Consider the following 22835-nt stretch of genomic DNA (forward strand, 5'->3'; position numbering starts at 1 on the left):
TTATTTACCCCTTACTATCTTTCCGATATATTGTTGGGTGACCCGACTACTGCCTATGGAGAGCTTTAGGACATCCTTAAACCCATATTTTCTAATTAATTTTACAACACTTTTGGGATCCATGGTGATTTTGTAATACAGTTTGATCATTTCAAAATAATAGCGTCGTACTGACATTTTTGTTGGAGCCAGCACCAAATGGGCTAAATCCCATTTCTCATATTCCTGCTTTTGGATGATAAAATGTTTTTCATAGGATTCATAGATTTCTGTTCCTGGTAACGGGGTCAAGGGCTGTAGGTTCACAAATGTGAGATCTAACTTTTTAATCCAGCCATAGAGATCTTTAAAGTCCTCTTTAGAAAAATCCATGTCTAATATAAAGGTGCCATAGATCTCGATATCATGCCTTTTCAGAATTTTCACAGCCTCTTCATTTTCTATGATATTTGTACCCTTATTGTATTTATCTAAATCTGCTTTTTTGAAGGATTCTAATCCCACAATGACAGCCCTAAGGCCGGCTTCTTTAAATGTTTTCATCACCGATTCATTTTTGTATATAAAATCTGCCCTACCATAGACCAGGAAGCGTTTGTGAATATTCTCCTCCTGTAGTCTTTGACAAAACTCCAATATCCGTTGGCTTGAGAATAAAAAGTCGTCATCTACAATGTATATTTCCTGTTCAGGAATCCCCTTAAGCTCTTGGATGACAGAATCAATACTTCTTGTGTAATATTTTCCGTCGGTGATTTCCTTGCAAAAGCAAAAGCTACAATTGTAAGGGCATCCAAATGATGTCTTAATTAGACTACAGGGATTATGAAACATATAGTAATATTGATTTCGATATTTTGCTACTTTGTTTCTAGCGGGAAATTTGTAGGAAAATGTGGTCTCCTTTACATTTGTTTTACCTGGTTGATAGGTCCCCTGGATGTCCTTTTCCCCCGGATGATTGATGATCTGGTTAAATGTTTTAATGGGATTTGCCTCTACGATATAATCAATAAAGTCACTGACAAAATCCTGGGGTACCACCTCTGCATGGACGCCACCCACCACCACTGTTGTATCGGGTTTAATTTTTTTAATCCTTTCTCCATAACCCTTGATGACTTCCACATGGGTTATATAGCCACTCAAACCTACAATATTCGGCTGATGCTTTTGGATAAAGTACTCCAATGGCTTTTTCTCTAAAATCATATCTATAATTTCAACACTTGCCTCTTTGTCCTCGATGTTGGCAGCGATATATTCCAGCTCTAGGGGCTCACAGATCATCACATGCTGTAGCCCAATTGTTTCTTTATGTGGTTTAGGTCTAATCAATAAAATTTTCATGATTTTCTCCTTTGTCCTGTCTTTCTTCACTTTCTACTTTCAATACAAAAAAGATAATAGAAGGCATAAAAAATCCCTTCTTTATCTTCATCATGTCCAACACTTGAAAAAGTCCCTGGGCCATGTTTACAATGGCTTCTACACTTGGGTAATGAGCCCTTCCCACCGTCAGCTTCACAAAGGACATGACCACTTGATCATATAAATTATTTTGGGAGGCCTGGGCAAGGAGTAGATGTCCATTGGTTTTTAAGTTCTCTTTAAATAATTCAAGAACAGCCCTTTGATCCTCATAATAAGGAAATGAATGGCTACAAATGATAATGTCAAATTGGCCTTCTAGTGAGGTGAGCTCCTTGACATTTAATTGCTCATACTCAATACTTCCTCCCATTTCCTTGGCTCTTTTTATCATGTTTTGAGAAAAATCAATACCGGATAATTGTAAATCATAATCATCCCTTGAAAAGGTCTTAGCCATTTCCCTAAGGAGTTCTCCTGTGCCACAGCCTACATCTACAATACGATATGTCTTACCCTTCTCTAAAAGCCCCTCTAGATACAGAAGTATTTTCTCTCTTGTGGGTGCCAGTGAGTTTTTCTGTACCCATAGGCCTTCGTAATGCTGGGCCCAAAAGTCCCATATTTTTTGATTATTCATGATAGCCTCCAGGTTTTAGAATGTGTTTCAGGTTTTTAAATAGATATTGTCTCACGGATTTGCTTTGGAAAAACAGTTGTCCATAAATCAAATAGAATTGAATATAAAAAGAAAACTTCGACATGTAGTAGGGTTTCATTGTTAAATGTAGAAAATCAAATTTACTAAAATCAGTCTCCTGAATTTTCTCTTCATAATCACCGTAGCCCTGGGTCCCCTTCATGGGAGTAAAGATGGAGACCGTAAAGCTTTGCAATTTTCTCCTTCGTATCCAGTGACGCATTTTTTTGAAATCCCCTACTTTGAAGTCAATTCCAACAATAAATAAAGCCGTTAGTTTAATGTCATATTTTTTTAAAAGTGTTACAGTGCGACTGTTTTCATCAACAGTGGCTGCTTTATTGAAGTCCTTCAACATACTGTCATCCACGGCCTCCATGCCGATGATCAACTCTATGAATCCAATTTCCTTCAACTGTTGAAGGATGTCCTCATTGTTGACCACAAAATCCACCCTAGAATAGGCAATGAATTTTTTTCTGATCCCGCTTATTTTAATTGCCTCTATAAATTGTCGTGTTCGCTGTCTATCTAGTAAAAAACTATCATCCACAATCCAGATATACGGAGCTCCAATGCCACTTATTTCTTCTACAACTTCATTGATTTCCCTTGTGGCATACAATCCTGTATTTAAGAGCTTGCAGTAGCAAAAATGACAGCCGTGGGGGCAGGATAGGGCTGTCTTGACAATGGCCACAGGACTGTAGGACATATATTTTGTTCGATGCTGATGTTTTTCAAAATAATCTCTATTGGGAAGGGGCATTTGGGTCAATGCCGTGGGGACACTTTCATTGACAGTCCATTGGTCACCATGCCGAAGGGCGATTCCCTTTAGGCCTCTCATGATTTCTAGGTGAAAGTCATGCTGTAGTAATTCATTTAATGTCGAGAGTCCGTTGGAATGAACAATGATATCGATGGTATCCACAAAGAAGTCCTCATAATTGATCTCCGCATGGACGCCCCCCACAATGACCTTTATCTGCCTGTGACTTTTTTTTGCATATTGAGAATAGGCTATGATTTTGCCCACGGCGGTGATATATCCCGTCAGTAACAGTACATCAGGTTCATAGGCCTCAAATACTGCTCTAAATGATCCTTTCTCTAAAAGGCCGTCATAAACCCTATGTTGTATTTCTAAGTTTTCAAGTAATGCCGATAAATACTCTAGTTCTAAGGGCTCTGTCACAATGGGCTCTATTTTCGAAAAAATAGTTTTTTTATGACATTTTACCAGTAGGATCTTCATGATTCTCCCCCTTGAAAATATGATGGGTAACCCGATACTGTCCATAGGAGAACTTAGGTGCCAGCCTATGGAGTATCCTTTTCACAACAGGATTGTGATGATGTAAATACATTCTTTTTTCATGGGGTATGGCGCCAATTTTTGTTTTGGTTTCCTCCGCGGTTTGTCCAAAATCAATAGATTGGAAGCCATTTTTTATGCCATAATCCACGATATACAGTAACATATTCATATACAAGTCATATTTGTGATTTAGAGAATGCTTAAATCCACCAAAAATAAATAAAAGAGACTCCTGCCGAACCACCAATTGCACAAAACCTATGGTCTCTTCATTGGCTGTAAATGTAATTATTTTCGATGGAAAGTCTCTAAAAAATTCAATGGGTAGCTTTTCTAGTTTCTCTTTCGAGTTTTCATATACCGCCTCATATAGACTGTATAGCTCTTCATCAAAGAGACTCTGATCCTCTAATTCTGCTACTACAACAGTCTCAAAACGCTTCATGGCCTTTTTAATTCGATATCGATAATGGCTCCTCATGTCAAGGAGATATTCATGAAATGTGCTCCATTTTATCTGCATTTGATAGGTAGGAAGGGTGTGGCCCTTTGGGAATTTAAAATGATCCTGGGAATTGAGCATAATATAAAAACCCCTGAGGGTGGTGATATATTGAACTAAGTCCTCCCTATGGCCTTCCTCTTTAATGGCATAACCACAGCTTGAGACCGACATGGGAACACCAATCATATTCACAGGGATCCTCCAAGATAAGCGCCTGGAAAATGTAAATAAATCCAGCTTTAGTTCATAGGACACCAAGGCCATGCCCTTTTCCTTGTTAAAATGATAAAGCTGCTTACAAGGATTAACCTCCTGAAGACATTTTAGGACACTTCTTTTTAAAAAAGGATGATCCCCCACGACTTCATCCCATGATGCTGGTAAATCCTCCACCCGATGATAGATATGAAACATATGCCTCTTCCCCTTTTACAAATTGATAACAAATGCTTTATAGTGCTTATGAACCTGATCGCCCCATCGAAGCCCCAGTCCTGTGGAGGCATAATTCTCCTCTAGGATCCATCCCGACTCGCAGAGTTCATATCGATCCTTTACAATTTCCCAGCATCCATGAAAGAGGGCCACAACGGCTCCATTTCTTTGAAAGCCAGGCAATATCCCTATTTCTACAATCTTGAACTTTTTAATTTTATGGGAAAATAATTTGTTTTTAATCACAGTCTTTACACCCAGTTGCTCTCCTGGTTTCATCAGTTCATTAAAATCAGGATACCAAAGCATAAACCCAATGGGTGTCCCTTTGTATTCAATGAAAAGCAGGTTTTCTTCCTTGAGTAATATTTTGAACTCATTTAAAAGCTCTAAATCTTCCTGTATTCTTCTTTCATAGTAAAACTTATGATTGATAAAGGCCTTGTTGTTCAGATGGGTATAAATGGCTGCGTCCTTCTCAATATTCTTAAAATCCGCAGCTCTCACCCTATATTTTTCCTTCACCCGTTGAATGAGTCTAGGACTCATACCAAAATCAAATTCTTTCATCTTGGTCAAGTAACTGGCAAGATTGATTTCTTCGTGGGCATATTCTTTGAAATAGTCAATATAATAGGGAGGATTGTAGGCACTACCAAAACTGTAGGGCTCATGAAAGCCATCTACCAGCAACCCCAGTCCATAATTTACATGAAGGTTTAGTCCTACCAGTATCTTCTTAATACCATGCTCCTTGGCTAGATTTTTTCCATAGGCCATCATCATTTTGATGGCCGGTTCTTGATGGGCTAATGCTTCAAAATAAGCCAGCTGAAGGGTATCCTTCATTCGATCTACAATTGCAAATGTGCATACGGCTACAATACTACCTCTGTCCATCACCATGATGGGTCTCAGGACAGTCCCATTACATATTTCTGCCCTTCCCATCAGAATTCCTTTCATAGAGGTGCTCAGGATATCTCGGTATTCATTATTATTTTTATAGACCTCCTTACAAAAGCCTATATATTCCTTGACGTAGGCATGATCAACCACTTTAATTTCCATAATTCACCTCAATAAATTCCGCTGTTATTCAGTGATTGCTAACACTGCCCTGAATTAAGCTTTATTTTCTTTTTATCATATCATAATTTTTGTTAAACAGAAAAAAATCCCTGCAGACTGTTGAATTACCAACAATCTTAGCAGAGATTTTCATGGGTACAATCATGGAGATTTCAACACATTACGATGATGTAAATAACCCATTATCGAAAACATGGCCCAGATGATAATCTCCATGCTTCTTTATGAGACATTGGCTATATAAATGTCCTCGTTTTTATTATACCTCCTTTCTCTAGAAAATAATCAAATGATTATACTTTATCTTAATTCCTGTGGGTTTCCTAGATTTGCTTTGAAAATTATCTGAATATTAGAATTATGTTGATTGTTTTTTTTATAGCATGATATAATGAATCCATTGAAACACAGTACGCCATTCTACATTGTAGAACAATCGTTTCAAAGACAACTACATATGCTTTTATGCTAAAGAAGAATTACTTTTAAATCATGTTGATACAAAAAGGGGGCCATAAAATGGATTTATCTTTATTATCAAAAAGAATGTTCAATTTAGGGAGTGAATCTGCTTTTGAAGTGCTTGAAAAGGCAAAGAAACTAGAGGCAGAGGGTAAAAATATTATTCACTTTGAAATTGGAGAACCAGACTTTGACACACCTCGTAATATTATTGAGGCAGGAAAAACGGCATTGGACGAAGGATATACCCACTATACTGCAGCCCAAGGATATCTTCCATTAAGAGAAGCCGTTACCCAGTATGCTTTGGAATATAAAAATATCAAAACAAATCCCGAGGAAGTTGTCATTGTTCCCGGTGGAAAGCCTATCATGTTCTATACCATGACGGCATTGATTAATCCTGGAGATGAAGTGATTTATCCTTCTCCTGGTTTTCCAATCTATGAATCACTCATTCGTTTCTATGGGGGGATCCCTGTTCCCTTAGCAATAAGAGAAGAAAATGATTTTCGATTAGATGTAGAGGAGTTAAAATCAAAACTAACGACTAAAACAAAGCTTTTACTCATTAACTCTCCTGCCAATCCAACTGGTGGTGTGCTTTCTGAAGAGGATATTGATGAAATTGCTAATGTCCTTATAGGAAAAAATATTTTTGTTCTATCTGATGAGATTTATGATCGAATGATCTATGACGGGTCTACTAAGTCAATTGCATCCATTCCAGAAATGAAAGAGTGGACAATTGTACTTGACGGATTTTCAAAGACCTATGCCATGACAGGCTGGCGGTTAGGCTACGGGATTATGAATAAAACACTGGCTCAGAAAGTGACGGATTTAATGATTAATACTAATTCTTGTACAGCAGCCTTTGCACAGGTTGCAGGGATTGAAGCATTAACAGGTCCTCAACATGCCGTAGATGAAATGAAATCAGAATTTTTTAATCGTAGGGAAATCATTGTTGATGGACTCAACGGCATCAAAGGCTTTAAATGCATAAAATCCCCCGGCGCCTTTTACGCATTTCCAAACATTAAGGATACAGGCATGAGAAGCTCTGAATTATCCGATTATTTGATGAACCATGCAGGTGTGGCTGTACTAAGCGGCTCATCCTTTGGTGCATTTGGAGAAGGCTATTTACGGTTTTCCTATGCCACCTCTACTGAAAATATCAAGATTGCCCTTAAACGTATTGATGAGGCAATGAAAAAGCTGTAAGTATACGGATTTTTCTGTGTGTTATAATATAATGGATTTCCAATACTACTCAAAGATAGGATGAACGAAATGAAAAATGAAATTACGTTAAAAATCAAATCAAACTTTATTGATAAATACAAAAATGGCTATCCCCTTATTTTTCAGGAATCCATACTGAACTTGGCTAGCCTCAGAGAGGAAGGTGCCATTGTTACACTTGTGGATGAAAAGAATCACTTTATTGCCAGGGGATATTACGGACGACAGAATAAGGGATATGGATGGGTTCTGAGCAGAAAGATTAATGAAGAAATTGATGAGGCTTTTTTTCAAAGCAGTATCGCATCGGCCTTAAACCAGCGAAAATCCCTGTACCAGGATACAGAAACCACAGCCTTTAGAGCGTTCAATGGTGAAGGGGATGGTATCGGTGGTTTTACCATTGATTATTTTGATGGCTATTACTTAATCAATTGGTACAGTGAAGGCATTTATCGGTTTAAGGACATGATCCTGGGTGCATTGACCTCCTTGGTTGATCCCAAGGCAATTTATCAAAAAAAACGTTTTGATAGCTCCGGTCAATACATAGAAGCCGATGATTTTGTTTTAGGTGAAAGGCCTGAGTTTCCCCTTATTGTAAAGGAAAATGGTGTCAACTTTGCAATTTACTTAAATGACGGTGCCATGGTGGGTGTGTTTTTAGACCAAAGAGATGTGCGGAAGAAAATTCGGGATCAATATGCAAAGAATAGAAGTGTTTTGAATACATTCTCCTATACAGGAGCCTTCTCAGTATTTGCTGCCCTAGGTGGGGCCACAAATACCACCAGTGTTGATCTGGCCAATCGAAGTCTACCTAAAACCATTGAACAGTTTAATATCAATGGAATCGATGAAAAAGACCAGACCATTATTGTACAGGATGTTTTTCAGTATTTTAAATATGCCAATCGAAAGAATTTACAATTTGATATGGTTATCCTCGATCCACCGAGCTTTGCCAGATCAAAAAAACATACATTTAGTGCATCAAAGGACTATACAGATCTATTGAAGCAGACCATCTCAATTACTGCAGATAAGGGTATTATTGTGGCTTCCACGAACTGTAGCACTTTTAATATGAATACATTTAAGGGTTTCATTGATAAAGCATTCAAAGAGATGAAGGCTAACTACAGATTGGTAGAGGAATTTTCCCTTCCCGAGGATTTCAAAACAATTAAGGCCTTTACCCAGGGTAATTATTTAAAGGTTTTGTTTATTGAAAAAGTATAGTTCATAGTAGAAAACCATCTATTAAATTAATAGATGGTTTTCTACTTCATTATTTTTAATTTTTTATATAGATAAGCAATTTTGAGTTGCTTATCTATATTGCCTCCGGCTGAAAAATGATTTTAGTATCTATCATCAACTTTTTAACTTTTTGATAGATCATTTCTCTCTTTTCATTTCCCTCAACATGAATATGGATTGGTAAATGATCATCCTTTACATTTCCTATCCATACCAACTTAATATTTTCAGAACTCACCATCGTATTGATAATGTTGATATCTTTTTCTTCTATCTCATTTATAGTTGCTATCACGATATTCCCTGAATCTAGCAGGAAATTAGATGCCTTGGCGAATTCTTTAAATTGTTTTTCTCTATTTTCCATAGCATTTCCTTCTTTTACTTCTGCATCCGCTTCAGAAAACACACTTTCGGTATCCATATAATACACATTTCTCCCCTCTGTAAAAAGTCCTCTTTCAATATAGGATGCAATTTCCTTCTTATTGATACCTTTTTCACCAGAGATCACAACCATTGTGGGTCTTTGTACAAACCGACCGGCTCTTTCTTTTCTTGTAACAGCATTTTCACTCCACCTTATGTTTCTTTCATTATTTTTTTCGTTTAACCAAAGCTCCTCATTCTCTAGGTTATCTACGATAATACCTCCACCGGATATTTCATAATTGTCAACAAGTACAAACCTTGAGGTCTCTGTTGAATTTTCTGCCTTATCGAAGGCAATGGCTTTTTCTAATTTGAAAATCACTTCTGCTACTTCATGTCTTTGTACATACTGTCTTTCTGTTTTCGTTAAAGTGGAAGCATCGAGAACAGTTATGACTTCTTCAAGGGCAGCCTTTACCTTTTGTGTTCCCATCTTCAAATAATAATCTCTGGTGTTATTTAAATCTTCTTTTCCCAACCAAAATAGTTTTGTTTTGATCTGTGTGGAAACTTCTGGCTGCCTCTCTCCTATTATGCAGGCTAATTCCCCTCTGGTAATATAAATCTGATCTTCAAGAGTAAATCCAGTTGCACTACCAGATACATCTTCATCGGTCTTCGGGGCATTAAATCGCTCAATGGATTTCACCTTGGATTTTTTCCCACTAGGGTAAAAGACCATCTCATGGCCAACTTTCACTTTACCTGTATCAATTGTTCCTGCTACAATTCTTCTATCGTCTCCCCCAGCAGTAAATTTATATATGCCCTGTACAGGCATTCTAAATGCTTGGTTTTTGATATCCTCTATATTTTTTAACCCATCTAACTTTTCTAATACCGTCATACCACTATACCATGGCATTTTGTCAGAACCCGAGGCAACGTTTTCTCCTTTAAAACCACTAATGGGAATAAAGGATTCTGCTTCTACATCAATTTCCGAAAGAAAGGCTTTATATTCTGCTAAAATTTCTTCGTATCTTTCTTTGCTATAATCCACAAGGTCCATTTTATTAATCAGCACAACAACTTGTTTGATCCCCAGCATAGAGAGTAGATATCCATGTCTTTTGGAGTTTTCCTTTACCCCTTCTTTTGCATCGATTACCAATAAAGCCACTTCTGCCCTTGCTGCACCGGTAACCATATTTTTCAGGAATTCAATATGTCCAGGTGCATCTATAATAATATATTTTCTTTCCTGTGTTTTAAAAAATACCCTAGCCGAATCGATTGTAATTCCCTGTGATTGCTCATCCTTTAGGGCATCTAATAAAAAAGCATATTCAAATGGTTTTGCATTTTTTCTACAGGTTTCCTTTACTTGCTCTAATTTTCCTTCTGGTAATGAACCTGTATCAGCTAAAAGCCTTCCAATAATCGTACTTTTCCCATGATCTACATGGCCTACGATCACAATGTTCATATTTGACTGTTGAGATTCTATCACTGACAATTGATTTTCGTCTAAATTATTATTCATCATCAATCCCATCCCTTGCTATTATTAAGGCATCTTCCAAAAAATAACGAGTCAGTATGACGGTCTATTTTATTTACGATGCCTGATTTACATGTATCCAGCTTTTCTTAGTTCCTCTAATCCGCCGCCATCTTCTTGATCCTGGGCTCTTCCACTTCTCTCAGCAACATTGGAAAACTTTCCAGTTCTTAATTCTTCTACAATTTCTTCCACTGTGGTGGCGCTTGATTCTACCGGTTGCGTACATGGACCACATCCTAATGACCTGTATCGTTTCCCTTCTCCTTGATCAAAATACAAGGAAACCATTGGGATGTTTTCCCGTTGAATATATTCCCAAAGATCCAATTCCGTCCAATCAAGAAGGGGATGTACTCTTACATGTGTATCCCGTGCAAAGTCTGTTTTATATTGATTCCAAAACTCAGGTGGCTGTTCCCCAATGTTCCAGTCATTTTTTTGATTTCTAGGTGAAAAATATCTCTCTTTAGACCTTGACCCTTCTTCATCAGAGCGCACACCCACAATGATCCCTGTAAAAGCTGTTGGATTCTTTTCAAGTTCGTATCCACCTGTTTCATGATTTAATCTAAATCTTGGACCAGTTCCATTTAATGTGACTTGTAGGGCTTCGGTTTTTAATAATTTACAACACTCTAATCGGCTACACCTCCCATCAGGAAAAGTGTTTTTGGCTGCCAATGCTTCAATGTTTTGTCCATAAATCATATCAAGGTTCCATTCCTTTGCATAATTGTTTCTATGGGCAATCATCTCTGGAATCTTGTAATTCGTATCTATATGAACTAGTGGAAATGGAACATGACCCAAAAAAGCCTTTCTTGCTAAATGTACCAGTACTGTACTATCTTTACCTATAGACCACAACATACCTAAATCTTTAAAATTTGCATAAGCTTCTCTTAAAATATGGATGGACTTATTTTCAAGTTTCGTTAAATGATCCATTTTCATCCCCCTCTAATACGCATTAGACACTTTCTTGTTGATTTTGATACAATACTTCTTATGATCAGCGCTTACAATATACCAATCCATGTACTCTCCATGATTTTTGCTATACATATAACCACCTTTACCACCGATATCCGCTGCTAAATAATATTTAATGGCTTCTACTGGACACTCCTTCAGACAAGCAGTACATCCCCAGCATTCTTCTGGAAGCCTTATAAAAGCTTTATTTTCATCATCTTTGTCAATTAAGTTTCCAGGACAAATATCGCAACATTTACCACATGAGATACACTTATTTTTATCAATTTGTATGCTCATAAAATTTGTCCCTCCCAACTAATTGTCTAAATAGAATGTTTACATCACCATCTCGATATACTGAATTAATATATTTCATCCAGTTTTCATCGTCCTTTTCAGGAAAATCAGTGTTCTCTTGGTAACATCTCCATCTCGTTTCTTTTCTAGCTTCCAAGTGTTTAATCAATACTTTACATACATATAGCCGATCGATAATTTCAAATATAGATAGCAAATCGTATAAATCATTGGCCTTTACTTTATCTATTAAGCTTAAAAGCTCATCTATCCCTTTAGCTGCAATGTCTAGCTTTACTTTGTTATACATATAGGCCTTGGATATGCCTCCTGCATATTCATCCATGATCTTTTGCATGGCTATTTCAATTTCCTGAATACTGTGTCGAGATGAAGGGGTATCAAAAAAGTAAGAGATATATTGAATTTTTTCATTAATTGCTTCATTGTCCAGCTTAGGAATTGTTCCATCCTCTATTGTGTTTATAATGGACATAGCAGCGATCTCACCTTCTACCAGGCATCCACTTACATATTTTTTAGGACTTCCACCGGCTACATCTCCCACTGCATAGAGGTTTTTTAGGGTGGTTCTTCTATGGCAATCTACCCAATAACCACTGGCGGTATGACCTCCTACAATATAGGGTTCAGTTCCTTCTATTTCCACATTTTCATGTGATGGACCCGTATTTCCCTCCAACCATTTCAATGTTTGAGCTGGAGCCATATTTAAATAGGCTTTGAAGAACTCCTTTTGTTGCTCATCTGTAATCCCTTCTGTTCTTAAAAAACAAGGACCATTGCCTTTAAGATTTTCCATCACCGTAGAATAAAGTCTCATATGGGTTGTGGGCTTGCCATATCTCTCTACATACGCTTCACCTTTTCCATTAATTTGTACTGTCTTGATCCCTTGGGCAATGGTGCCCGTGGGTGCGATGGTATCTTTACACCTCAATGCGATAAATCTCATTTCAAATGAGGTCATTTCAGCACCTGCTCTGATCCCCATGGCATATCCAGCACCTGTATTAAATGGACTGTACCACATTTTGTGTCTAGAAAAAATAGGATTGTTGGGTTTATAGAGTCCTGACGCTCCTCCGGTTGCACATAGGATTTTTTTCGCATAGATCTCATAAATTTTATTTTCCTTTAGAGAAAAACCAATGGCACCAATCACACAATCCTCTTTGACTAGATAATCGACAATATTGACATTATTTAAAATCGCAATATTATCTTTGTCTGTTACAGCTCCTGCAAGAATAGGCTTTATATTTTCACCATTGATTTTGATACTTCTTTTTCCCCTTTGTACATATTCACCGTTTTCATCTTTTAAGATTGGTATCCCTAGATCTTCAAGTCGCTTGGTTACTTGATTAAGCCCCTTGGCGATGCTATAGACCAAATCCTCACGAATGATTCCTTCAGCATCTCTTTTCACATAGTCTACAAAGGATTCGGCAGTTTCACCCTTACCAATATAGGCATTTATTGCATTCACCCCAGCTGCTAGACAACCACTTCTTTTTATATTTGCTTTATCTGTAATGATAACCTTTAGATTCGAACTTTCACTGATGGTCAGTGCACTAAAGCATCCAGCGGTTCCTCCACCGATAATCAGTACATCTGTTTCCATCCTATTTATATCAAGCTTCAAGTCCATCACCCCTTAATTAGATAAATCCATTTGTATTTAAATATTGAAGGATTTGATTGGCACATTCATCTACGCTTTTAATATCCGTCTGAACAATGATTTCAGGACTGACTGGTTTTTCATAGGGAGAATCGATTCCAGTAAAATTCTTTATTTCTCCAGCTCTGGCTTTTTGATAGAGTCCTTTCGGATCTCTTCCTTCACAGGCCTCTAGGGAACAATCCACAAATATTTCGATAAATCGATCTCCCAGTAACCCTCTAACATCATTTCTTTCCTTGATAAAGGGAGAGATAAAGGCAGTAAGCGTGATGATACCAGCATCGACAAAGAGTTTACTTACCTCTGCAATTCTTCTAATATTTTCGATACGGTCCTTTGTGTCGAAGCCCAAGCCCTTGTTCAAACCGTGCCTTATATTATCACCATCTAGTAAATAGGTGGCTCTACTGGCTTCATATAATTTTTTTTCTACGGCATTGGCTACTGTGGATTTACCCGAGCCGGATAAACCAGTAAACCACAGTACCGCCCCCTTTTGTTTCAATAAAGCCTCTCGGTCTTCTCTTTTTATATTGGTATCATGCCAAACAATATTGTTGTTATCACTCATCATTCAACCTCCTAATAGATCCCAATTATTCGCCAGTAGGTTAAGGCAAATACTGTAATCACTGCTATGGATAGCATATTTAAAATAAACCCTATTTTAAGGCTATCACTGGTTTTGATATACCCCGAAGAAAATGCGATGGCATTAGGTGGTGAACTCATAGGAAACATAAAAGCTAATCCTGAGGGTACTGCCACTAAATATACCGCTAAAGTAGAAGGAAGTCCTAAGGCAATTGTTGTTCTGATCACTACTGGAAGTAGGATTACCACAACAGCTGCATTGGAAACGCCTTCAGTAAGAAATACACTGATAGAAAAAACCACAAGTATAAGTCCTAAAGTAGAAAAATTCATATTAGAAATATAATGTTGGTTGATATATTCTAATAATCCCGTCTCTTCTAAAGCTTTTCCTAGGGCAATGGCACCACCATACATAAAAATTGCACCCCAGTTGATTTCCTTTTTTGCATCTTCCCAATCGATGACATTTAATACGAAAAACAGCGCTGCACTAATCAGGGCTACATTAGCAATTCCAAATCTTTTACTCTGAAAAATCCACATATAAATTGTACCCACTAGGATCAATAATGCCTTGATCTCTTTTAGCTGAATTTTACTCATTCTTTCCCCAGCTTCCGAAAACAATTCTTTTAAAATTTCCGTATCTCTTGTGGAAGCACTTACTTTTTTCACCAAATAGATAGATACAATGAGCATAATTAAATAGATAGGTGGTGCCACTGCGATCATCCAATCCAAAAACCCAATGCTTTCACCGGTAGCTTCTTCTAGAATGCCTAGGGCAAGGGGATTCCTTGCCCCACCCAAAAGAGTCACCACTCCACCTAGCACACTCCCCCATGCCAATGCAAAAAACATGTATTTGCCTAATATCGAACTTTGCTCTAGTTCTAGGCGCTTACTGATGGACATGAGTATGGGAAAAAGCATGGCTGCCACTGCATGTGCTGGCATCACATGTGCTAAAAAAGCAGACAGTAGAAAAATCGAAAGTGTGAGCCTATGGGGTTTATCCCCAAATCTTGATAGAAAATAATATGCAATTCTTTTATTTAATCCCGAAGTAGAAATTCCAGCGGATATGATAAAGGCACCTATTATAAAAAACAAGGCACTATTCCCAAAAAAAGAATATATTTTTTCATCGGGTAATACATTAAATGTAGCTAAAAGCCCCATAACCATAAGACTTGTAATGGCAAGCGGAATCACGTTGGTTATCCACAAGAAGTTTGCAAATAAAAATATAACCAATGCCTGATATGCTTGTATCGACAGATCTTGTGGAATATTGTCATTTGAAATAAATATAAAAAATACAACAAAGGAGAATAACAGTAAAATTGCATTTTTGTATTTTATTAAAAACAGTGTGATTAAGGGTCTTCTATCGATATAAAAATGACTCTTTCCTAGGGTGTTCACTAGCACATCCTCCTACAGTCCGCTGGAATTGAAGGACTCATCTATATTTTTAATCATCAATTTTTGTCTTAGATTCAAGCTTTCTAAAAGCATTTTTATTTTTATTTTATCTGTTAGTGAATAACAATCTTGTTTTTCATCCAATAAAGGTACTGATTTGATTAGTTTTTGTGAAATCTTACTGAAGCCCGTATGAGATTTAATGAATTTGACTAATGCAGTATCAGATTCCAGCAATACAGGTATGATCCTCAGTGCTAATAATACTTCGATCATACTTTCAATGTTTCGTGTATTTGCAAAAACCCATCCTCTAGGGAATAATTCTGTGGCAAAAGTCATGATTTCAATGTCTTCTTTGGCGTACTTATTTGGGATCGTATCAAAATAGATGCCATGGACTCCATAGGAAAAATATTCTTCTATCCGTTGTTGATCCTTGGGTATATCTGATCTTAAGACGATAAAAATATCAAAATGATTTTTGATCATCTCAACAATCTTTTTTCGTTCAGTGTCCTTTACATTCTCCTGAAAAGATAGGATTATATATTTGGTTTGATAGGCTGCAATCTCATTTTCAATAAAACTCAGTATAGATTCCATTGAAGTATCTGCTACGACATCTATTAGGTGCATAATCCCCCCTACTTTTTCTTGACAATAAGTAAGTTGTATCCCTCATACTTATCATCTATTTTTATAATTTCATGTCCTTCCCCTCCAAGGCTTTTAGGCACATTTACGATAGGTTCTCCATTGTCTAAATAAAATCCAATGGTTTCATTAGATAAAATTTTAGCCATTTCTATTTTTGCCTTAACAAAATTCATGGGACACTTTACACCCTTCAAATCCACTATGTTTAAAGATGTATGGTTGTTTACTTCTACTTCAGAGGCATTTTGCGTGTTTTGTACTTCTGCCTCCTTAGGCAGTGTGATCTCCAACTTCGTATTTAAAGATTCATACATTTGAACAACCTTATTGACTAGATATTTCACTTCTTCATAATGGTTTTCCAAACTATCTAAGTCACCAAGCTTATAGTCAAGCAGATCCTCTATTAGACTTTTTATCTGTTCTTTTACATGTCCTGTGTCTACAAAATGACTAATAAATTCTTTGAAAATCAACCTATCCTTAGTGGTATCTACACCTTTTAATATTAAAAGCGCTCTTGCTGCTGACACACTGGCATCGTATAGCTTGATCGACTCTTTTACTTTTTCAAACTCATTAATATAGGCTTGGGAATTGGATATATCTAGTTTGATTACATCCAGCACACCTGCACTACATTCACCTGGTCCTCTACCCTTAAGAGAAAACTTTTCCTCTGAGCCAAAATCATAATATAGATTAGGATTTTCAGTCTCAGATTCAATAGTAGAGAATCCTTCAATAAGCTGATCTAGAGACGCTTTTTCTTTTTTCACAAATTCGCTGAAATCGATTATTCCAGATTCACTTTTCAAGTTAGCCAATTCATATAAAAACCCTGGTATCTTTTTAGCCGGAATCGTTCCATAATCACTGCCTAAGTTCGCTTTTCCTACACCAACAGCACCTTCGAAGGAAACAACATACATAGGTACCAATCCATCGGCGACTCTTCTAGCTCTACCATATAGTCCGATTTCTCCTTTTTGATGTTGCCCGCAAGAGTTTTGGCAACCAGAAATAAAAATTCTTGGCAGTTGCAGTTTAATCGCTTCATCGACATTGGCAAATCTGCTTTTTATAGCAGATAATAGATTTTGTGATAAACCTAGACCTAACTTGCAGGTGGCGGCACCAGCACATGCAACAGAATTGTCAATATCAAATGTAGAAGTGAAGCTACCTGTCAGATCCAATAAGTTTTCAGCATCGCTACCTAGCAAATCTCTCACAAAAAAACCTTGGGTATTGGTTAACCTGATGGAAACCTCATAATTCAAATCATCTATATATTTAATCACTTTATCAAGATTTTCAACATCAAGATTCCCATTTTCAGGATGAATATATAAAGAGAAATATCCTTTATTCTTTTGCTCAAATATTAGGGGATTGGAAATTTCTGCATACTCACCTATCTGTTTAGTCGGAATTGACTCCTTGAAAAAGACCTCTAGGCTTTTTTCTTTTTTGATCTCCTGTAAAATCTCTTGATATTTGGCTTTAAATGTTTCTTCTCCTAATCGTTGCAAGATATATCTGATACGCGCTTTATGCTTGTTGGTTCTATCTCCTTCATTTTCGAATAGTTCCTTCATCGCTTGAACATGGTATAATACTTCCGATGCAGGAATAAAATCCGCTAGCTTGATTGAAACATTGGGACTTCCTCCTAGCCCTCCAGCGCCATATACTTCAAAACCTTTTTCGCCATTTTCTATTTTTGCAACAAATCCCAAGTCAGAGATTGTTGCATTTCCTGTATCCTCTGGAGAATTTGAATAGGCAATTTTATATTTTCTAGGAAGATTAAGCATTGAAGGATCCTTAAGGGCATACTCAGTTGTGACTAAGGCATAAGACGCCACATCAAATACATCATCTTGGGACACTCCCGACAGAGGAGAACACCCTATATTCCTTGCGGTATTTCCTCCAGTACCTCTGGTAACGATGCCTGCTTCTAAAAGCCCTTCCATTATGTTGACGGTATCATCTAAGGTCACTTTATGAAATTGAATATCCTGTCTAGTTGTAAAGTGAATATATCCGTGGGAATATTGTTTGGCCAGTTCACTTATTTTTTTTAATTGTTCTAAACTGATTACCCCCGATGGGATCCTGGTTCTAATCATATAGGTATCATTGTCTCTTTGCTCATAGATTCCCATAGAGACCCGATAGGGTTTAAACCTTTCCGGCTCTATCACACCTTTTTTCAGTTCTTCTACTTTATTTCTATAATTTTTCTCTTCTTCTATCACTTCTTGAGGTATTTTGATCACTATTTTTCCTCCTTCTAAATTAGATTACTAGCAATTCTAGCTTCTCTACTAATTCGTTAGCTGTAATTTTAAAAAAATTGAGTACAGGTTCCTGGTCTTTTAAGGATAAGATCCCATAAAGTGCCTTGGGGTCATATGCCAATCGTTTATCTTCTTCCGACGGTCTAGATGGCGTATAGGGATGGGAGTGATAGTTGCCCACCACGATATCCCCATCTGTTCTCATCTGTTTTATGGCAGCGAATTGTTCTTTGGGATCCATTGAAAAGTGCTCACTGCTTTGATCTATATTGGTCAGTGCATAGACTTTTTTTATTAAAATCTCATCATCTGTTTTGACACCTGCCAGCAATCCACAACACTCCAGTGGGAATTCTTCCTTGGCTTGTTTTACTATTTGGTTATAATTTTCTTTCGATATCTTTACGATCACGAATCATCACCCTTTCAGAGGATCTACTTATATTCCACAAACAGGTGGTTTATAATCTATTAATTCCTTAATTGTAGGTTCTTCACCACATACACTACATTTTTTATTATGTTTTATTTTTACTTTTCTAAATTCCATGGTAATGGCATCGTAGGTTAACAAATATCCAGCTAAGTTTTCGCCGATCCCTAATATATATTTGATCGTTTCTGTAGCCTGAAGTGTACCAATAACACCACCCATAACGCCCAACACCCCAGCTTGGCTACAGGTAGGCACAGCTCCCTCTGGAGGTGGCTGTTTGAATATACATCTATAGCAAGGTGTATCGTTGTCTGGAATATAAGTGGTCAATTGCCCATTAAATCTTATGATTCCAGCATGAGAAAAAGGCTTTTTAGCAAGGACACATGCATCATTTATTAAGAATTTAGCGGAAAAATTATCAGTCCCATCAATGACAAAATCATAATCTTGATCTTTAATGATGTCTAATATGTTTGAAGCTGTTGCGAAGGTTTCGTAAGTAATCACATTGACATCTGGATTCATTTCATTGATGGTTTCTTTACCTGATAATACCTTTAGCTTACCAACGTCTTTAGTTTGATGTATGATTTGTCTTTGTAAGTTAGATAAATCTACCTTATCAGCATCTACCAGCCCTATGGTACCAATACCTGCTGCTGCTAAAAACATAGCCGCTGGAGCACCTAGCCCTCCAGTTCCGATCACAAGTACCTTTGCATCCAATAATTTTTGCTGCCCTTCAACACCTACTTCTGATAAAATAATATGTCTTGAATATCTCTCTATCTGTTGATCGTTAAAGTCCAAAAGTGCCACCTCCCATGAAATATAAAAGTTCTATTACATCATTTTCTTTAAGCAAGGTGTTTTCAAAGTCATCACGATCTACAATTTCACCATTTAATTCTACAGAAACCATTTCCGGCATCTGTACCTCTTGTATTACTAAAAGTTCTAGTATATTCACTTCTTTTTGTAGTTCTTTCTCTTCACCATTAATTTTGATTTTCATTCAGAAACCCTCCCAAAATTTAATTCATACTATTCCAATAGGATATGTAGGTTTTGTTTTTTTTAATCTATCATACTGCGATTGCACTGTCAATATTTACGTGGAAATTTATTTAGAATTTTTGGAAAAGTCATGCTACTCATCCTGATAAAATAGAAACTCCCTTTTAAATAAAAGAACCGTACCGTGTAAACGAGGGCACTGAAAAAGTGCTCTTAGTATAAAATTGAAAAAAAGCCTTGAAAATGCTGTGTAAGTCAGCACTTTCAAGGCTTTTATGGTATATTTATAGTATCAAATTAGGTAGGTGATAATTTGCTTTTACCCCTATGGGCATACGACAACTATTTATCATTCTATTTTGACCCTACGCATTTAAGTCAAATCATAATACTCTTCTTAATTCATAAAACAGTCCAGTTTTCGATTATTTTCCCATGGTAATGCTTTCTATTTTACAACGGGTGACCTTCATTAGGTCCTCAGGCTTCAGTTCTATTTGATATCCTAGCTTTCCTGCGCTTACAATTACTGTATTTAAGGCTTGGCAGGAGCTGTCTAGTACGGCTTTATAGTCTTTTTTCATTCCCATTGGTGAACAGCCTCCACGAATATAACCTGTAATCTTATTAATGTCAGCAATCTTAATCATCTCAATGGATTTTTCAGCCACTGCCCTGGCCGCTGCTTTTAAATCAAGTTCATCCACAACAGGAATCATAAAAACATAATATTCTTTACTTGTTCCTTGGGTCACAAGGGTCTTATACACTTGTTCAACAGGTCTTTCTATTTTTTGCGCAACTGAAATCCCATCGATGGATCCATCACTGTGATCGTAGGTATGTACATCATAGAGAATATCCGCCTTATCAAGAATTCGCATGGCATTTGTTTTTACTTTTGCCAATTTAATCCCTCCTATTCCTTTAATGAAGAATATATCATATATCTAGTATTATGTAAATATTTTACTTATTTTCATCTTTATATATTAACAAAGATACGGTTTTCACCCCCCTGTTCAATGTTTCCACTTAGGCTTCCTGTGTTAGGATCACCCATTGGAAAAAGTTGAATATTCTCTAATCCAATCACATTTGCGCAACCTCTTCTGCCATGAGAGCGCCCTTGACTCTTGATCTCGCGATGTATCTAGAACCAATTCGACGAACGCATTCACGCAACTAGCTTATTGTGCAATATCGTTATTTCGTTATTTCGTTGTCAATATCTTTTATTATTAGATATTCAAATCTAGTCTTCTTTACTTCTAAATGCTAATTTGCTATAATCTAGTAAAGTAGAAAGTTTATAGGAGCGAGCATATGAATGAAAATAAATTAACCAATAGACAAATACAATCAAAAAAGACTCAGGAAAAAATATATAATACAGCTATTGAATTAATTGAAGAGAAAGGGTTTCATAATATAAAAGTGTCCGAAATATGTGAGGTTGCTGACGTATCTATTGGTTCCTTTTATAATTGCTTTAAATCTAAAAATGATATATTAACTGAAATATTTAAGGTAGGGGATCAGTTTTTTTTAGATGATGTATCGAATAATATTATGGAAGGAACTGCCCTAGAGAGGATTGATACTTTCTTCCGTTATTACGCTGAATTTAATGTTGAACGAGGGTTAGATTTTGTTAAGCAATTATATCATGTTGATAATAACTTGTTTGCAATCAAGGGCCGTCAAATCCAAGCGGTGTTAAAAACTGTAATCGTATATGGACAAAGCACCGGGGAGATTGCTAGTCACATGACGCCTGATGAAATTGTTGCATATTTATTTGTTGCTGTCCGAGGAGCTGTGTACAACTGGTGTTTACATGATGGCCAATATGATCTTGTTCACTACATTGATCGTTATGTGAAATTATTAGTGAAAGCAATTATTGATTAAATATAAAAACCAGCTTGGTGTAAATCAATTTACACTAAGCTGGTTTTTACAATTAGGATACTTTTAATATTCAATTCATTTTTTATCGAGATCTTTAATCAATTTCTTTAGAATCCACTACTTATGCTTTTAAAATCTATTCTTCAATACGCTCAAACCCATCTAAGTTGACTAGTGCCTTTAAGGTCAGTAGGCCTATCCATTCATTATAGGCATCCTTTAAATCTCCCTCATAAAAGCTTTCTCCCCAGGGTGGATTAATTTTTCCATTTGACTCTAATTCATTAAGGATAAAGTCTAGATTGCGATTTAGTTTTGCTTCTACAACACCAAATTGATTGCTATTTGAGCTTTTTACAAAGTCCACTGGTATTGGTACATATTCATGCCATTTTTCCTCATCGTAAATAATCACTTGTTCTATTGCCAATGAAATTCTTTTGTATAATCGCTTTTGTAATTCTTCAGGTAGGACATCATATAGCTTGATATAACAAAAAATTTCGTTTTCTGAGTCTATTTCTTGTACGTTTTCAATATGTCTGATTGCGTAATCTACTAAACCATCCACATCTAGCTTTTTTACATACTGTCTATATTGATAAAGATAAGCCAGTATTTCTGCAGAGGGATTTCCCCAGTTTCTATCGATTACTGTCATGCCATCGGCTTCATTAAAATGCCACCATGGGGCATGTGGAAAATCATTTACTTCTTTAGGCACAGCAAACCACCCATTTTTATCCTTGTCAAAGGATGTCTCCAGGTAACCTATTGCAGCTTGTATCATTTCTTGTGATTCTTCCAAGTCATCTAGTTTTGATAAATGTCCCAATCCCACGGAGGTGGCCATTGGTGAAGAAGAAGGTAATCTAAAGTCTGATTCGATACCCTGTCCAAAGCCACCATCTTCATTTTGAAATTTCTTTAGCTCATTCATAATTGACTGATCAGTACCATTATTAAAATGCTTTTGATAAAGACTTTTTTCTAATGCTCTTCCGTATTTCATAATTGACTTACTGGCTTGATCAAAGCAATCCTTATTTAATGTTTTCAATTAACCCCCCCCTAAAGTAACCTTAGAATCCTTATACAAAAGTCCTCTATTATTTTCTTATTTCTTTGTTCAACTTCTTTTCT

Annotated in this window: 21 protein-coding genes; 3 read left to right on the top strand and 18 right to left on the bottom strand. The window is 36.6% G+C overall.

Going from position 1 to position 22835, the window contains the following annotated elements; genetic code table 11:
* Genes AMET_RS17130 through AMET_RS17150 form a run of 5 tightly spaced genes read right to left on the bottom strand, consistent with a single transcriptional unit; the run spans position 1 to position 5403 of the window.
* Positions 1-1350, bottom strand: coding sequence for a B12-binding domain-containing radical SAM protein (locus AMET_RS17130; RefSeq protein WP_012064576.1), 1350 nt, complete (start codon positions 1348-1350; stop codon positions 1-3).
* Positions 1331-2011, bottom strand: a complete 681-nt coding sequence (locus AMET_RS24495) for a class I SAM-dependent DNA methyltransferase (RefSeq protein ID WP_012064577.1) — start codon at positions 2009-2011, stop codon at positions 1331-1333. Before AMET_RS24495 ends, AMET_RS17130 begins: the two co-directional genes overlap by 20 nt.
* Positions 2004-3329 carry a B12-binding domain-containing radical SAM protein gene (locus tag AMET_RS17140; RefSeq protein WP_012064578.1) on the bottom strand — a complete coding sequence of 442 codons (1326 nt, stop codon included), beginning with the start codon at positions 3327-3329 and terminating at the stop codon, positions 2004-2006. Before AMET_RS17140 ends, AMET_RS24495 begins: the two co-directional genes overlap by 8 nt.
* The gene (locus AMET_RS17145; protein ID WP_012064579.1) at positions 3301-4311 is read right to left on the bottom strand and encodes a GNAT family N-acetyltransferase; all 1011 of its coding nucleotides are present in this window, start codon (positions 4309-4311) and stop codon (positions 3301-3303) included. Before AMET_RS17145 ends, AMET_RS17140 begins: the two co-directional genes overlap by 29 nt.
* 15 nt (positions 4312-4326) lie before the next feature.
* On the bottom strand, positions 4327-5403 hold the full coding sequence (locus AMET_RS17150; protein ID WP_012064580.1) for a hypothetical protein: 1077 nt from the start codon (positions 5401-5403) through the stop codon (positions 4327-4329).
* Between the two features lie 540 nt (positions 5404-5943).
* Between AMET_RS17150 and AMET_RS17155 the strand changes: the two genes are divergently transcribed.
* A complete protein-coding gene (locus tag AMET_RS17155) occupies positions 5944-7116 on the top strand; it encodes a pyridoxal phosphate-dependent aminotransferase (protein WP_012064581.1) in 1173 nt (390 codons plus the stop codon).
* Between the two features lie 69 nt (positions 7117-7185).
* Positions 7186-8379 carry a class I SAM-dependent rRNA methyltransferase gene (locus AMET_RS17160; protein ID WP_012064582.1) on the top strand — a complete coding sequence of 398 codons (1194 nt, stop codon included), beginning with the start codon at positions 7186-7188 and terminating at the stop codon, positions 8377-8379.
* Between the two features lie 94 nt (positions 8380-8473).
* Here AMET_RS17160 and AMET_RS17165 read toward each other — a convergent pair whose 3' ends face one another.
* From AMET_RS17165 to ybaK, 12 genes are all read right to left on the bottom strand, one after another.
* Positions 8474-10321, bottom strand: coding sequence for a GTP-binding protein (locus AMET_RS17165; protein ID WP_012064583.1), 1848 nt, complete (start codon positions 10319-10321; stop codon positions 8474-8476).
* A gap of 84 nt (positions 10322-10405) precedes the next feature.
* The gene (gene cysD / locus AMET_RS17170) at positions 10406-11287 is read right to left on the bottom strand and encodes a sulfate adenylyltransferase subunit CysD (protein WP_012064584.1); all 882 of its coding nucleotides are present in this window, start codon (positions 11285-11287) and stop codon (positions 10406-10408) included.
* 12 nt (positions 11288-11299) lie between these two features.
* The gene (locus tag AMET_RS17175; protein WP_012064585.1) at positions 11300-11614 is read right to left on the bottom strand and encodes a 4Fe-4S dicluster domain-containing protein; all 315 of its coding nucleotides are present in this window, start codon (positions 11612-11614) and stop codon (positions 11300-11302) included.
* Positions 11598-13265 carry an adenylyl-sulfate reductase subunit alpha gene (locus AMET_RS17180; RefSeq protein WP_242661313.1) on the bottom strand — a complete coding sequence of 556 codons (1668 nt, stop codon included), beginning with the start codon at positions 13263-13265 and terminating at the stop codon, positions 11598-11600. Before AMET_RS17180 ends, AMET_RS17175 begins: the two co-directional genes overlap by 17 nt.
* Positions 13266-13302: 37 nt before the next feature.
* The gene (cysC, locus tag AMET_RS17185) at positions 13303-13902 is read right to left on the bottom strand and encodes an adenylyl-sulfate kinase (RefSeq protein ID WP_330368605.1); all 600 of its coding nucleotides are present in this window, start codon (positions 13900-13902) and stop codon (positions 13303-13305) included.
* Between the two features lie 8 nt (positions 13903-13910).
* Positions 13911-15353, bottom strand: coding sequence for an SLC13 family permease (locus AMET_RS17190; protein ID WP_012064588.1), 1443 nt, complete (start codon positions 15351-15353; stop codon positions 13911-13913).
* 12 nt (positions 15354-15365) lie between these two features.
* On the bottom strand, positions 15366-15992 hold the full coding sequence (locus AMET_RS17195) for a hypothetical protein (protein ID WP_012064589.1): 627 nt from the start codon (positions 15990-15992) through the stop codon (positions 15366-15368).
* Positions 15993-16000: 8 nt separating this feature from the next.
* Entirely contained in the window at positions 16001-18301 is a 2301-nt protein-coding gene (locus AMET_RS17200) for a sulfurtransferase TusA family protein (RefSeq protein WP_012064590.1), read from the bottom strand.
* Between the two features lie 19 nt (positions 18302-18320).
* Complete coding sequence (locus tag AMET_RS17205) at positions 18321-18734, bottom strand: M67 family metallopeptidase (protein WP_012064591.1); 414 nt, start codon at positions 18732-18734, stop codon at positions 18321-18323.
* Positions 18735-18761: 27 nt separating this feature from the next.
* Positions 18762-19571, bottom strand: a complete 810-nt coding sequence (locus tag AMET_RS17210; protein ID WP_012064592.1) for a HesA/MoeB/ThiF family protein — start codon at positions 19569-19571, stop codon at positions 18762-18764.
* Positions 19561-19776, bottom strand: coding sequence for a sulfur carrier protein ThiS (gene thiS / locus AMET_RS17215; RefSeq protein WP_012064593.1), 216 nt, complete (start codon positions 19774-19776; stop codon positions 19561-19563). Before thiS ends, AMET_RS17210 begins: the two co-directional genes overlap by 11 nt.
* Positions 19777-20203: 427 nt before the next feature.
* Positions 20204-20686 carry a Cys-tRNA(Pro) deacylase gene (gene ybaK, locus AMET_RS17220; RefSeq protein WP_012064594.1) on the bottom strand — a complete coding sequence of 161 codons (483 nt, stop codon included), beginning with the start codon at positions 20684-20686 and terminating at the stop codon, positions 20204-20206.
* A gap of 418 nt (positions 20687-21104) precedes the next feature.
* On the opposite strand from ybaK, the gene AMET_RS17225 reads away from it, so the two are divergent.
* Positions 21105-21692, top strand: coding sequence for a TetR/AcrR family transcriptional regulator (locus tag AMET_RS17225; protein WP_012064595.1), 588 nt, complete (start codon positions 21105-21107; stop codon positions 21690-21692).
* A 136-nt stretch (positions 21693-21828) separates the two neighbouring features.
* On the opposite strand, the gene AMET_RS17230 is transcribed toward AMET_RS17225, so the two are convergent.
* Positions 21829-22752 (bottom strand): prenyltransferase/squalene oxidase repeat-containing protein, encoded by a 924-nt coding sequence (locus tag AMET_RS17230; RefSeq protein WP_012064596.1) that lies wholly within the window; start codon positions 22750-22752, stop codon positions 21829-21831.
* Positions 22753-22835: the final 83 nt, after the last annotated feature.

Source organism: Alkaliphilus metalliredigens QYMF (genome assembly GCF_000016985.1).
Taxonomy (GTDB): domain Bacteria; phylum Bacillota; class Clostridia; order Peptostreptococcales; family Natronincolaceae; genus Alkaliphilus_A; species Alkaliphilus_A metalliredigens.

What these genes read in the sequence shown, in the direction of transcription:
- AMET_RS17130 (WP_012064576.1), bottom strand. Translation starts at nt 1,350, where the DNA reads ATGAAAATTTTATTGATTAGACCTAAACCACATAAAGAAACAATTGGG.
- AMET_RS24495 (WP_012064577.1), bottom strand. Translation starts at nt 2,011, where the DNA reads ATGAATAATCAAAAAATATGGGACTTTTGGGCCCAGCATTACGAAGGC.
- AMET_RS17140 (WP_012064578.1), bottom strand. Translation starts at nt 3,329, where the DNA reads ATGAAGATCCTACTGGTAAAATGTCATAAAAAAACTATTTTTTCGAAA.
- AMET_RS17145 (WP_012064579.1), bottom strand. Translation starts at nt 4,311, where the DNA reads ATGTTTCATATCTATCATCGGGTGGAGGATTTACCAGCATCATGGGAT.
- AMET_RS17150 (WP_012064580.1), bottom strand. Translation starts at nt 5,403, where the DNA reads ATGGAAATTAAAGTGGTTGATCATGCCTACGTCAAGGAATATATAGGC.
- AMET_RS17155 (WP_012064581.1), top strand. Translation starts at nt 5,944, where the DNA reads ATGGATTTATCTTTATTATCAAAAAGAATGTTCAATTTAGGGAGTGAA.
- AMET_RS17160 (WP_012064582.1), top strand. Translation starts at nt 7,186, where the DNA reads ATGAAAAATGAAATTACGTTAAAAATCAAATCAAACTTTATTGATAAA.
- AMET_RS17165 (WP_012064583.1), bottom strand. Translation starts at nt 10,321, where the DNA reads ATGATGAATAATAATTTAGACGAAAATCAATTGTCAGTGATAGAATCT.
- cysD (WP_012064584.1), bottom strand. Translation starts at nt 11,287, where the DNA reads ATGGATCATTTAACGAAACTTGAAAATAAGTCCATCCATATTTTAAGA.
- AMET_RS17175 (WP_012064585.1), bottom strand. Translation starts at nt 11,614, where the DNA reads ATGAGCATACAAATTGATAAAAATAAGTGTATCTCATGTGGTAAATGT.
- AMET_RS17180 (WP_242661313.1), bottom strand. Translation starts at nt 13,265, where the DNA reads ATGGAAACAGATGTACTGATTATCGGTGGAGGAACCGCTGGATGCTTT.
- cysC (WP_330368605.1), bottom strand. Translation starts at nt 13,902, where the DNA reads ATGATGAGTGATAACAACAATATTGTTTGGCATGATACCAATATAAAA.
- AMET_RS17195 (WP_012064589.1), bottom strand. Translation starts at nt 15,992, where the DNA reads ATGCACCTAATAGATGTCGTAGCAGATACTTCAATGGAATCTATACTG.
- thiS (WP_012064593.1), bottom strand. Translation starts at nt 19,776, where the DNA reads ATGAAAATCAAAATTAATGGTGAAGAGAAAGAACTACAAAAAGAAGTG.
- AMET_RS17225 (WP_012064595.1), top strand. Translation starts at nt 21,105, where the DNA reads ATGAATGAAAATAAATTAACCAATAGACAAATACAATCAAAAAAGACT.